General features: G+C 31.9%; 13 protein-coding genes, 1 pseudogene and 1 other annotated feature. Of the genes and pseudogenes, 11 read left to right on the plus strand and 3 right to left on the minus strand.

Annotated features, from left to right (window positions below; all coding sequences use genetic code 11):
- The 7 genes from A3I1_RS07830 to A3I1_RS0103200 form a co-directional block, all read left to right on the plus strand.
- Window positions 1-261 (plus strand): LPXTG cell wall anchor domain-containing protein (locus tag A3I1_RS07830; RefSeq protein WP_033376301.1); only part of this gene is annotated, 261 nt, incomplete at its 5' end.
- A 306-nt stretch (window positions 262-567) separates the two neighbouring features.
- Window positions 568-694, plus strand: a sequence feature (ribosomal protein L10 leader region).
- Window positions 695-723: 29 nt separating this feature from the next.
- Window positions 724-1,224 (plus strand): 50S ribosomal protein L10, encoded by a 501-nt coding sequence (rplJ, locus tag A3I1_RS0103170; RefSeq protein WP_018369870.1) that lies wholly within the window; start codon window positions 724-726, stop codon window positions 1,222-1,224.
- A gap of 67 nt (window positions 1,225-1,291) precedes the next feature.
- Window positions 1,292-1,660: a 50S ribosomal protein L7/L12 gene (rplL, locus tag A3I1_RS0103175; protein WP_018369871.1), complete on the plus strand. Its 369-nt coding sequence runs from the start codon at window positions 1,292-1,294 to the stop codon at window positions 1,658-1,660.
- Between the two features lie 400 nt (window positions 1,661-2,060).
- The gene (locus A3I1_RS0103185) at window positions 2,061-2,762 is read left to right on the plus strand and encodes an N-acetylmannosamine-6-phosphate 2-epimerase (protein WP_018369873.1); all 702 of its coding nucleotides are present in this window, start codon (window positions 2,061-2,063) and stop codon (window positions 2,760-2,762) included.
- Window positions 2,763-3,007: 245 nt separating this feature from the next.
- Complete coding sequence (locus A3I1_RS0103190) at window positions 3,008-3,832, plus strand: lipoate--protein ligase family protein (protein ID WP_018369874.1); 825 nt, start codon at window positions 3,008-3,010, stop codon at window positions 3,830-3,832.
- A gap of 73 nt (window positions 3,833-3,905) precedes the next feature.
- Window positions 3,906-4,238: a glycine cleavage system H family protein gene (locus A3I1_RS0103195; RefSeq protein WP_018369875.1), complete on the plus strand. Its 333-nt coding sequence runs from the start codon at window positions 3,906-3,908 to the stop codon at window positions 4,236-4,238.
- Window positions 4,239-4,700: 462 nt separating this feature from the next.
- Window positions 4,701-5,093 (plus strand): pyridoxamine 5'-phosphate oxidase family protein, encoded by a 393-nt coding sequence (locus A3I1_RS0103200; protein WP_018369876.1) that lies wholly within the window; start codon window positions 4,701-4,703, stop codon window positions 5,091-5,093.
- Window positions 5,094-5,593: 500 nt separating this feature from the next.
- Here the strand turns inward: A3I1_RS0103200 and A3I1_RS0103205 are convergent, their stop codons facing one another.
- Window positions 5,594-6,529: a polysaccharide deacetylase family protein gene (locus tag A3I1_RS0103205; protein ID WP_018369877.1), complete on the minus strand. Its 936-nt coding sequence runs from the start codon at window positions 6,527-6,529 to the stop codon at window positions 5,594-5,596.
- 114 nt (window positions 6,530-6,643) lie between these two features.
- On the opposite strand from A3I1_RS0103205, the gene A3I1_RS0103210 reads away from it, so the two are divergent.
- From A3I1_RS0103210 to A3I1_RS0103225, 4 genes are read left to right on the plus strand one after another with little or no spacing between them, the layout of a single operon-like run.
- On the plus strand, window positions 6,644-7,924 hold the full coding sequence (locus A3I1_RS0103210; protein ID WP_018369878.1) for a homoserine dehydrogenase: 1,281 nt from the start codon (window positions 6,644-6,646) through the stop codon (window positions 7,922-7,924).
- A gap of 1 nt (window position 7,925) precedes the next feature.
- On the plus strand, window positions 7,926-8,786 hold the full coding sequence (gene thrB / locus A3I1_RS0103215) for a homoserine kinase (protein WP_018369879.1): 861 nt from the start codon (window positions 7,926-7,928) through the stop codon (window positions 8,784-8,786).
- Between the two features lie 15 nt (window positions 8,787-8,801).
- On the plus strand, window positions 8,802-9,455 hold the full coding sequence (locus tag A3I1_RS0103220; protein ID WP_018369880.1) for a uracil-DNA glycosylase: 654 nt from the start codon (window positions 8,802-8,804) through the stop codon (window positions 9,453-9,455).
- Between the two features lie 13 nt (window positions 9,456-9,468).
- A complete protein-coding gene (locus tag A3I1_RS0103225; RefSeq protein WP_018369881.1) occupies window positions 9,469-10,746 on the plus strand; it encodes a dihydroorotase in 1,278 nt (425 codons plus the stop codon).
- Window positions 10,747-10,789: 43 nt separating this feature from the next.
- Here the strand turns inward: A3I1_RS0103225 and plsY are convergent, their stop codons facing one another.
- Window positions 10,790-11,434, minus strand: coding sequence for a glycerol-3-phosphate 1-O-acyltransferase PlsY (plsY, locus tag A3I1_RS0103230; protein WP_018369882.1), 645 nt, complete (start codon window positions 11,432-11,434; stop codon window positions 10,790-10,792).
- Window positions 11,435-11,548: 114 nt separating this feature from the next.
- Window positions 11,549-11,753: pseudogene (locus A3I1_RS0103235) on the minus strand (IS30 family transposase); the annotation flags it as partial.

Genomic DNA, 11,753 nt, shown 5'->3' on the forward strand with positions numbered 1-11,753 from the left:
ATTGAAACAGCTGTTCCAAGTACAGCACCAAGTCATGAGTTACCAGCTTTTGAGGGCAAGTTAATGCCAATGAGTAGTAAAGCAGGTAATAAGGATAAAGGTATGTCAGAGAATAAAGTTGACCAAACTTCTTCAACAACAGCTAAGAGCTTACCAAATACTGGTGATGGGACAAACTCAGCAGTATTAGGAACAATCGCAGCCTTATCATCATTAGCTTTATACGGCTATGGTAGAAAAAAACGTAAAAATCAACTGTAATTAGCAATAATTCAGTAGAAATTATCTAAAAATAAAACTCTACAATCTAAATTATAAATTTTATGATTGTAGAGTTTTTATAGTTCAAAATAATTTAGAAATAATAAATAATGATAAGTGTGTTCAACCTTGTTTTTCAAATAAAATAAAGGTTAATGTAAATTTTTGAAATTATCAGATTAATTACAATAAAGTTTTTAAATTACCACTTGTCAAGTTAAGTGCATAGGGCAAATATTTAAAGTTCGAAAATATTTATTTTAAAGAAAGGATTGACAAGTATTATATAAAGTGTTAAAATAATGAAGGTTTTAAATAAACTGACCTAAGACAGTAGGGGAGCATGCTCATAATATTCCTACCGAGGCACAAAACGTTAATAAACGTATTGTACTTTCGTGTCTGGGTTTAGATGCGATTTTTTTGTATCTAGCCAAAAATAATAACGGAGGTAAAACACTAATGAGTCAAGCAAATATTGCTAAAAAAGCAGAACTTGTTGATATTTATGCTGAAAAAATGAAAGCAGCTGCAAGTATTGTTATTGTTGATTCACGTGGTCTTACTGTTGAACAAGATACTGTTCTTCGTCGTAACTTACGTGAAAATGACATCGAATTTAAAGTAGTTAAAAATGCTATTTTACGTCGTGCTGCAGAAAAAGCTGGTCTTAACAATCTTGAAGATGTCTTTGTTGGACCAACTGCTATTGCATTTTCAAATGAAGATGTAATTGCTCCTGCTAAAATCATCAATGATTTTTCACAAACTGCTAAAGCACTTGAAATCAAAGGTGGTGCAATTGAAGGTGAAGTATCTTCTAAAGAAGATATTATTGCACTTGCGAAATTGCCAAACAGAGAAGGTCTTCTTTCAATGCTTCTTTCTGTTCTTCAAGCACCAGTTCGAAATGTTGCTTATGCTGTCAAAGCAGTTGCAGAAAACAAAGAAGATGCTGCCTAAGCAACTTAACTGTAGCCTAAATGCTACCATTACTATTTATTAAAAACATAATTTGGAGGAAAATACAATGGCATTAAACATTGAAAACATTATTGCTGAAATTAAAGAAGCTTCAATCTTAGAACTTAACGATCTTGTGAAAGCTATCGAAGAAGAATTTGGTGTAACTGCAGCAGCTCCTGTAGCTGTAGCAGCAGCTGGTGGTGATTCTGAAGAAGCTGCTAAAGATTCATTTGACGTTGAATTGACTGCAGCTGGAGACAAGAAAGTTGGCGTAATTAAGGCTGTTCGTGAAATCACTGGTCTTGGTCTTAAAGAAGCTAAAGGTCTTGTAGACGGTGCACCTGGAATCATCAAAGAAGGTGTTCCAGCAGCAGAAGCTGAAGAAATGAAAGCTAAACTTGAAGAAGCTGGTGCTTCAGTTACTCTTAAATAATAGAGTATCGCAATTTGATTGCGGAAGCCTTATTTACCAGTCTTTATAGCTTTAAGCGATTTGAAGAAACTGATAAATTTGTTTGGTTTCCTACCGAAAATCCTGCCAAAAAAATCTTGGCAGGATTTTTGTTTTTATTAAATATTTTGGTAGGCAAAGAGTCGATCTGTTTTTTCTTTGACAATCAATTTTTTATGTGAACGAGAACATTTTAATAAATGTTCTCGTTTTGATTTCTTAAGGAAAATAGGTAAAAGAAAAACTGTTATCACATTAAGTTGCGAATATTGGAATTTTAATATTGCTATAAAAATTATTATAAATTATTTGGAAGATAAAATAGTAAATTATTATGTGTTATAATTGTTAATAGAATTTCAATAAAGAGAAGGTATGAGAAATGAAGAAAAACATATCGAAAGAACAATTTAAAGAAATCATTAAGGACGGTATTATTGTTTCTTGTCAAGCATTGCCAGAAGAACCCCTCTATGTTGAAGAAGGTGGTATAATGCCAAGAATGGCACTTGCTGCCAAACAAGCAGGAGCATTAGCTATTAGGGCTAATTCTATTCGTGATATCAAAGAAATTAAAGAAGTGATCGAACTGCCTATAATAGGCATTATTAAAAAAGATTATCCCCCAGAAGAACCTTATATTACAGCAACTATGACTGAAATTGATGCATTAGTTGAATTAGATGTAGACGTTATTGCACTTGATGCCACAAAACGCAAGCGCCATGATGGTCAAACAATATCTGAATTTATTAAGAAAATTAAAGAAAAATATCCCAATCAGTTATTAATGGGTGACATTAGTATTTTTGAAGAAGGGGTAGAAGCCTATAAAGCCGGGGTAGATTTTGTTGGGACAACTTTATCAGGCTATACTAGTTACAGCGATAAAACGGAAGGCCCAGATTTGACTTTAATTAAAAAATTATCCCAAGAAGGCATAGATGTGATAGCTGAAGGAAGAATCCACAGTGTTGAAGATTTAATTGCAGTGAAAAAACTTAATCCCGCTGGAATTGTTATTGGTGGTGCTATTACACGTCCTCAAGAAATTGCCCAACGTTTTATTGATGCTATTAAATGAACAATAGAGAAATATTCATTTTCTATATTAATAATTTAAAATTGTGTCAAAAGACATAATAGTAAAATAAGAACTCTTTAATGTTAGGTATATTAGCGAAACATATTTTATAAATTTAAAATTAGAGTTTATCATAAGATGTCAACGGTAGTTGGAAAATTATTTTACTGAATATTGAATAGACAAATACCATAAATTGGTCTACAATAGTAGTGTATAATTATCATTGAAAGAAGGGCGATATTGTGATTGAAATAAGAGATTTGACAAGTTTGCCCATTAATATTTTTGAAGAAACTATTGTTTATAATCAGCATGCTGCTGCTCCCTTTGCTTGGACAGAAACGTTTTTAGAACTTATTAATCAAGAACCAAATGCTTTGTTGTTTCATATTTGGCCAATGGAAAAAACTGTTATTTTAGGCATGTTAGATAAATTACTTCCAAATTTAGAAGATGCTAAAAAAGTAATAAAAGGTTATGGCTATAAGCCAGTAGTAAGAAATATTGGTGGACTAGCTGTTGTTGCTGATGAGGGGGTATTGAACTTCTCTTTTATCATACCTGATACCTTTAGAGAGTCTATTTCTATTACTAATGGGTATTTGCTCATGATTGATTTTATTAAAATGGCGTTTTCTGACCTTCATAAAAGAATTGATTATTTTGAAATTGAACAGTCCTATTGTCCGGGGAATTATGATTTAAGCATTGATGGTAAAAAATTTGCTGGCATTGCTCAAAGACGTATTAAAAAAGGCATTGTTGTTTCAATATATCTTAGTGTTTCAGGTAATCAAATAAAAAGAGGGCAAATGATTGCTGATTTCTATCAAAAAGGATTGGCAGGGCAAACAAGCAAAATAGCATACCCAAATGTTGAACCCTCAACTATGGCTAATCTTTCTGACTTATTTAATGTTTCTCTTACAGTTGATGAAGTTATTTTGAGATTGAAATTGACTTTAAGACAAATTGGTTTTTCAATTAAAGATTGGGAACCAAATGAAAAACATAGAGAACAATTTCATCATAATTATGATAAATTGGTGAAAAATAATAAAAATTAAATTAACTTTAAATCTAATAATAATGTATTTTTAGGAAGAGATATATAAAACATAACACATGAAGGAGTTGACAATGAAAAAAATCGCAAATAATCTTTTTATTGAAAAAGAAAATAATCTTTACACTATTAGAATGTCACCGAAATTACAAGAAGAAATTGGGACAATAGGTTTCATAGATTTTACTGAAGATGATAGTTTAGAAATTGATGATATTATTTTAAATTTAGAAGCCTCAAAAACTGTTATGGCAATCTCTTCACCACTTGCAGGAAAAATAATTAATCGAAATGTTGCTGCAATTACAAGTCCAGAATTGTTAAATTCTGAAAAAAGTGAAGACAATTGGTTGGTTAAATTAGCAGAAGTTGATGAAGAGAGTTATAATTCTTTAGAAGATTTTTAAAATAATTGAGATTTATAACTTGTTAATACTATAAAATTAAAGTTTCAATTATTTTATTTAAAACAATAATTTTTAACAGTAGTTTATTTATCTGCTGTTTTTATTATTTATTAATTTTTATAATTTATATTTCAATTTATGGTTAAATATCTTGAAAAATCTTACTTTTTTTGATAATATACTTTTAAAGAAATTGAACTTATTATTTAACAAGTGAGTTGAAATCAGGATAAGAAAGTAAGAAATTACTTTACAAAACAGATAATATAATTATCTGACATAAAATAAAGATAGAAAGTTCTTTTCATTTAAAGATGGATAGAGAATTTACTTTTATTTTTGCCAATAAGCATTTTTATAATGAATGAAAGGAAGTGAAAGTTGTAGAATTTTGCTAAAATCTGATAAATAATGTAACAGGTTATTTAATTTAATAGTTTAAATCATGAAAAGGAGATGAAAATGAAAGTAACAAAAGAGATGAAAGAAATTATTAGTACACAACTGGCGATTGTTGCAACAGTAGATGCTGAAGGAAATCCTGATATTGGTCCTAAGCGTTCGATGCGTTTATATGATGATAATATTTTAATTTATAATGAAAATACTGGTGGGCAAACCCTAGAAAATATTAAAAATAACGGAAAAATTGCAATTGCTTTTGTTGATCGTGAAAGACTTATGGGTTATCGTTTTGTTGGTAAGGCTGAAATTCAAGACTCTGGTGAATTATTCGAATCTGCAAAAGAATGGGCAAAGGGTCGTATGGGTGAGCCTAAGGCAGTAGGCGTGATTCATATTGAGCGTATTTTCAACCTACACTCAGGTGCGAATGCAGGGACAGAAGTTAAATAATATTATAAAAAAGAATCTATACTCTGAATTAACAACTAAACTTGGACATTAAATTTAACCAAAGGACTTTGCTTTGTATCATAGGGGCTGAGTCCTTTTAGCTTTGATTCCTTTATTATTATTGAACACTATATAGTTAAAGAAATCACTGTCTTTAAATCTTTGAGAAAAGCAAAATAGATAAAGAATCAATAACATCTTCAAGTTTCAAAGAAAGACTCTTTTATCTCATTTTCAATATCATTGCTTTTGTAAGGTTCTGAGCTGGATTGAAAAAGTGTAATACTTATAAATATGTTTAAGTCAAGTCTATTAACTAAATACATCTGCTATCTTAAATTAGCTTTATTGATTTCAAATGTTAGATTAAATATAGGCTAGAAGTAAACTATATGTTTTAGCTGATATAAATCTGTTTTATCTTAAAACGTAATCATATAAAAAACACACCAACAGTTAGCTTTTGTATCTAACTTTTGGTGTGCCTTTTATTAAATTTCTTATGGGTTAATAGATGCTATTAAAATATCAGCTGTTGTCGATGGCAAAATCCTAACACGATTAAGTGTTAAAAGACCATTATTAGCACTTGCCAAACCCTCATTTGTGGTTAACCCAAGTCGATAAGATTCTTTTGCTAATTCTATGGTTAAATCACTATAGCGACCAGCAGGGTAGGCAATAGTCGTTGTTTCTTGATGGAGTTTTTCATCAAGAAATTTTTTACTTTCTGTCATTTGATAGGATTGGGTAGTTTGATCACTGATTTCTAAATCAGGATGAGTAACTGTGTGCCCCTCAAAAGACATACCATCTTTTTTCATTTCAAGCATTTGCTCAACTGTTAAATTGGAAACACGATGTTCTTCTGTGAAACCAGTAATTACATTATTAGTTGCTTTTGCATTATATTTTTTTAAAATGGGATAAGCAACATTGTAAAAATCAATCATGCTATCGTCAAATGTAAGCCAGATAACTTTATCATTAGGTAATTCGTTATTGTTTAGAGCACGATAAGCTTCCTCAGGAGTTAAAAAATAGTAACCTTCATCGACCAATCGCTTAATATGACTTTCAAAAACCCCAGGATCAACAATTAAATTAGCATTAGCCACTTCAGATGGATCCATAACGTGAACAGCATGATACATCAAAATTGGAAAAGTAACAGGTATTTCTTGTTTTTTCCATGTTGGATCTTTACTAACCTTTTCAGAATTTGGTTGAGGAGTAGTTTTTTCTTTATTTTCAGAAATTTTTTCTTTAGAAATTAATAGGGTTTTGTCTTGTTTTTTAAAGATTTTTTCATCTTTTTGGTTCTGTTGAAATAAAAAAAAGAAACCAGCTAGAAGACTTATTATCATCAATAGTATTATCAAGGGTAAAAACAGATTTTTCCTTTTATTTTTTTTTCTAGTACGTCTTGATTGCATTTTATTCTCCTTAAACATCAATAACACGATTATATCATAAAAATAAGCAAGATTAACAATGAATTATAATGATTTTTTTGATATAATAAGACAAATCATTTTAAGGAGAAAAATATGACTTTAAAGATAGCTTTACTTGGTTTTGGGACTGTTGCCAGTGGTGTCCCAATTATTCTTGAAAAAAATAGAGAAAAAATAAATCAACTTGTACAAAAACCGATTACTATTTCAAAAATTTTAGTAAGAGATGAGTCTGAAAAAAAACAACTTAAAGATCAGGGATTGGATTATAATTTTGTCACTGATATCAATGAGATTTTATTTGATGATGATATTACTGTTGTTGTTGAATTAATAGGCCGAATTGAACCAGCTAGAACTTTTATAACAAAAGCGCTAGAAAATAAAAAACATGTAGTTTCAGCGAATAAAGATTTAATTGCCCTACATGGCAATGAATTATTAGCTATTGCTTCTAAAAATAATGTTTCCTTTTATTATGAGGCAGCTGTTGCAGGTGGTATTCCAATACTAAGAACGCTTTCTACATCCTTAATAGCTGACAAAGCAACCAAATTATTTGGTGTGCTAAATGGCACGTCTAATTTTATGCTTACCAAAATGGTTGAAGAAGGATGGACTTATAACAAAGCTCTTCAAACTGCTCAGGAATTAGGCTATGCTGAAAGCGATCCTACTAATGATGTTGAAGGTATTGATGCCGCTTATAAACTTGTTATTCTCTCACAATTTGCTTTTGGAATGGCCATTGATTATCAAGATGTCACACATCAAGGGATTACAAGCATCACACCACAGGATGTGACCTATGCCCAAACTCATGGTTATGTGATTAAATTGATAGGTTCAATCGAAGAAACAAAAAGTGGTCTAGCTGTTGAAGTGTCTCCATCATTATTACCAAAAAAACATCCTCTAGCCATGGTTAATAATGTAATGAATGCGGTCTATCTCAACTCTATTGGTATTGGTGAGTCGATGTACTATGGACCTGGTGCTGGACAAAAACCAACAGCGACTTCAGTTGTGGCAGATTTAATGGCTCTTAGTAATGAGATAGGGACAAAAAACAAGGCAAAACTATTTAATAACTATATGAGACCAGAAAAAATTGCTAATGCTGAGGATATACAATCGGCTTATTATTTTTCTGTAATACTTTTAGATGGCAATAAAGAAATGTTATCTAATCTCTTTAAAACATGTCATATCAAACTTGATGAATTAAGTTTTGAAAAGTCTGCTCAACAAGAAGAGTTGGCATTAATTAAAACTGAAGTGATAACAAAAAATCAATTAGAAAAAGTAAAACAAATATTTTTGAAGTCACCAAAATTTCAACTATGTAATGCCTTTAGAATTTTAGGAGATTAATATGAAAATTATTGTTCCTGCAACCAGTGCCAATTTAGGACCTGGTTTTGATTCCATTGGACTAGCAGTTACCAAGTATCTTGAAATAAGTATTATTGAAGCATCTAAAAGTTGGGAAGTTATGCATGATTTGATTGACATTCCAACTGATGAGACTAATTTACTCATTCAAATTGCTTTAAAAGTTAATAAAAATCTAAAACCTCATCGTCTGAAAATGACTAGTGATATCCCATTAGCAAGAGGTCTGGGTTCTTCAAGTTCGGTTATTGTTGCTGGTATTGAATTGGCCAATCAATTGGGAGCTATGTCGCTTTCTTTAGATGAAAAAATGAGATTAGCTAGTCTTTTTGAAGGACATCCAGATAATGTTGCTCCAGCAATTTTTGGTAATTTAGTAATTGCTAGTGCCAATGACTATTTTTATGGCTATACTGTTTCATCTTTTCCAGCTTGTCGTTTACTGGCTTTTATTCCTAATTATGAATTAAAGACAAGTGATAGCCGAAGTAGTCTTCCTGAAACACTTCATTACTCTCAAGCAGTAGCAGCTAGCGCAATTGCAAATGTTGTTGTTTCTTCTCTTATGAAGGGAGATTTAGTTGCTGCAGGAAAGGCTATGTCGTCTGACCTTTTCCATGAACCATATCGTCAAAAACTTGTTCCTGAATTTCAAAAGATAAAAGAAGTTGCTAAACAATATGGTGCTTACACTACCTATCTTTCTGGTGCAGGTCCAACAATCATGACAATTCTTGATGACAAAAACGCTGAAGAAATGAAACAAGCTATTGATGAGTTGGAGTTAAACGGTGAGACCGTCATACTTGATGTTGACACTAAAGGGTTACAGGTTATTTAAACCAAGGAGAGAATAATGGAACATTCTGATTGGCATGATCTTATTAAAAAAGAATTACCAGAGGGCTATTATCATAAAATTAATCGATTTTTAGATGATGTTTATGTAAAAAAAACTATTTATCCACCACGGGAAAAAGTTTTTAAAGCTATCCAAGAAACCAGTTTAGAAGATGTCAAAGTGGTTATTTTAGGACAAGACCCTTATCATGGTCCTAATCAAGCCCAAGGTCTTTCTTTTTCAGTACCAAAAGAGATTATTGCTCCACCATCTTTACAAAATATTTTAAAAGAATTAAAAGAAGATGTGGGAGAACGTCGAAATCATGACTTAACCAGTTGGGCCAAACAAGGGGTTCTCTTATTAAATGCCTCTTTGACAGTTCCTGAACATGAGCCCAACGCACACGCCAACAGCATTTGGGAACCCTTCACTGATGCTATTATTAAACTAGTTAATCAAAAGAATAGACCAGTTGTCTTTCTTTTGTGGGGTGGTTTTGCTCGTAAAAAGAAATTTCTTATTACTAATCCCATGCACTTAATTATTGAAAGTGCTCATCCAAGCCCCTTATCAGCTTATCGTGGTTTTTTTGGCAGTCGTCCGTTTTCAAAGACCAATACTTTTTTAAAAGCTCAACACTTACCAATAATAGATTGGTTAAACTAAAGGAGGTATTAACATGTTATTAATCAAAGGTGGTCGGGTGATTGATCCCAAGACACAATTTGATACTATTTGCGATGTTTTAGTCGATGAAGGAAAAATTATTAAAATAGCAAAAAATATTGTTTCGGCTGATGCAAAAATAATTGATGCTAAGGGCTTCATTGTTGCACCTGGTTTAATTGATATTCATGTCCATTTTCGTGAACCTGGTCAAACGCATAAAGAAGATATCCATACAGGAGCCTTAGCTGCAGCAGCAGGAGGTTTTACTACTGTTGTTATGATGGCAAATACTACACCCACCATTTCTGATGTGACCACATTAAAAGAAGTATTGACATCTGCGCAAAAAGAAGCGATTACTATAAAATCAGTAGCCACCATCACTAAAAATTTTGATGGTAAACAGTTAACGCCTTTTAAAGAGTTGTTAGAAGCAGGAGCTGTTGGTTTTTCTGATGATGGCATTCCTCTTACCGATGCTGGGGTAGTTAAAGAAGCTCTACTTAGAGCAAAAGAACATAACACGTTTATTTGTCTTCATGAAGAAGATCCTGCTTTAAATGGTGTTTTAGGCTTTAATGAAAATGTTGCAAGAAATCATTTTGGTTTTTGTGGGGCTACTGGTGTGGCTGAATATAGTATGGTTGCTCGAGATGTCATGATTGCTTATGATACAAAAGCTCACCTTCATATCCAACATTTGTCAAAAGCAGAAAGTGTTAAAGTTGTAGCCTTTGCCCAATCACTTGGAGCAAAAGTAACAGCTGAAGCGTCTCCACAACATTTTTCAGCTACTGAAGTATTATTGTTAGAAAAAGGTAGTTCAGCCAAAATGAATCCGCCTCTACGTTTAGAATCAGATCGCTTAGCTGTGATTGAAGGATTACAAAATAATACTATCTCAGTGATTGCTACCGATCATGCTCCACATCATTATGATGAAAAAAATGTTGATGATATCACAAAAGCACCATCAGGAATGATTGGTCTTGAAACATCATTGTCTTTAGGTTTGACTCATCTTGTTAAGCCGGGATATCTTTCCTTGATGACTTTACTGGAAAAAATGACTATAAATCCAGCTGCCTTATACAATTTTGATGCAGGTTACCTAGCCGAAAATGGTCCAGCTGATATTGTTATTTTTGATGATAAATTCATTAAAACCATTGAACCTATTTTTGCTTCAAAATCTGCCAATTCTCCTTTTGTAGGTCAAGACTTAATCGGTGACATCAAGTACACCATTGCAAATGGGAAAATTGTTTATCAATCAAAGGAAATTTGATAACATAAAAAATCCTAAGATAATCTTAGGATTTAGACCAACCTCATTTGGTTGGTTTTTTTTGTTTGGTTAAATTAAGACCAATGGAAAGAGTATTTTCTGTTTTATTTTTAATTCGTTTTATATTGTCTTTATGTCTAAACAAAACGATAGTTGCCATAACAAAAATTATCAAAATAAGTAATATATCATACTTTGGTAGTAATAACTGAAATGCAGGTAAAATGATAACACTCAAACAAGCTATAAGGGCAACAGTAATACTTGAAAATGAAATCATACTTGATAAGTATAAACAAATCATAAAAATAACTAAAAGATAAATGAAAAAAGGTAAAGAGTAGGCTAATAAGACTCCTGCACTGGTAGCAACAGCCTTACCCCCTTTAAATTTTGCATAGATTGGAAAAGTGTGGCCAATAATGGCAAAAAAACCAATCAATAAAGGAGATATTCCAGTTACTCCAAACCAAATCGGAAGAAGAGTTGCAAATGTTCCTTTTAGCAAATCAACTATTAAAGTAATAATACCTGCTTTAGCCCCAAGGATTCTAAAGGTATTAGTGGTTCCAGTATTACCACTACCAAGAAGTCGAATGTTTTTATGATAGATAAATTGTCCAATCCATAGACCTGTTTGAATAGAGCCAAGAAGGTAGGCAATTAGAATAAATAATAATGGTTTCATACTGCCATTATAACATAAACGATTGACAAAAAAATAGTTAAAAAGAATTAAAAAATTTTCCCCAATTGTCAAGTCAAGTGCAACAAAGTATTCATCTGACTAAGTCAATAATTTTTATACTGTTTGAGCTAGCTCAAACAGTTTTTTTGCAGACTGATAGTTGTGTATTCTTCTCAGTCTGTCATTGATAGCTTGTGTATAGGTATCTAATTCTTCTTGAGTTAGTTCCTGTAGCGATATCCCTTTAGGCACAAACTCTCTAAGTAATCCATTAAAATTCTCGTTTGTTCCACGTTCGTGAGATGAGTAAGCATGAGCG

The sequence above is a fragment of the Streptococcus marimammalium DSM 18627 genome (assembly GCF_000380045.1).
In the GTDB taxonomy this organism is placed as follows: Bacteria; Bacillota; Bacilli; order Lactobacillales; family Streptococcaceae; genus Streptococcus; species Streptococcus marimammalium.

Bases quoted from the DNA above. Each gene is read 5' to 3' on its own strand.
- rplJ (WP_018369870.1), top strand. From the start codon at position 724: ATGAGTCAAGCAAATATTGCTAAAAAAGCAGAACTTGTTGATATTTAT.
- rplL (WP_018369871.1), top strand. From the start codon at position 1,292: ATGGCATTAAACATTGAAAACATTATTGCTGAAATTAAAGAAGCTTCA.
- A3I1_RS0103185 (WP_018369873.1), top strand. From the start codon at position 2,061: ATGAAGAAAAACATATCGAAAGAACAATTTAAAGAAATCATTAAGGAC.
- A3I1_RS0103195 (WP_018369875.1), top strand. From the start codon at position 3,906: ATGAAAAAAATCGCAAATAATCTTTTTATTGAAAAAGAAAATAATCTT.
- A3I1_RS0103200 (WP_018369876.1), top strand. From the start codon at position 4,701: ATGAAAGTAACAAAAGAGATGAAAGAAATTATTAGTACACAACTGGCG.
- A3I1_RS0103205 (WP_018369877.1), bottom strand. From the start codon at position 6,529: ATGCAATCAAGACGTACTAGAAAAAAAAATAAAAGGAAAAATCTGTTT.
- A3I1_RS0103210 (WP_018369878.1), top strand. From the start codon at position 6,644: ATGACTTTAAAGATAGCTTTACTTGGTTTTGGGACTGTTGCCAGTGGT.
- thrB (WP_018369879.1), top strand. From the start codon at position 7,926: ATGAAAATTATTGTTCCTGCAACCAGTGCCAATTTAGGACCTGGTTTT.
- A3I1_RS0103220 (WP_018369880.1), top strand. From the start codon at position 8,802: ATGGAACATTCTGATTGGCATGATCTTATTAAAAAAGAATTACCAGAG.
- A3I1_RS0103225 (WP_018369881.1), top strand. From the start codon at position 9,469: ATGTTATTAATCAAAGGTGGTCGGGTGATTGATCCCAAGACACAATTT.
- plsY (WP_018369882.1), bottom strand. From the start codon at position 11,434: ATGAAACCATTATTATTTATTCTAATTGCCTACCTTCTTGGCTCTATT.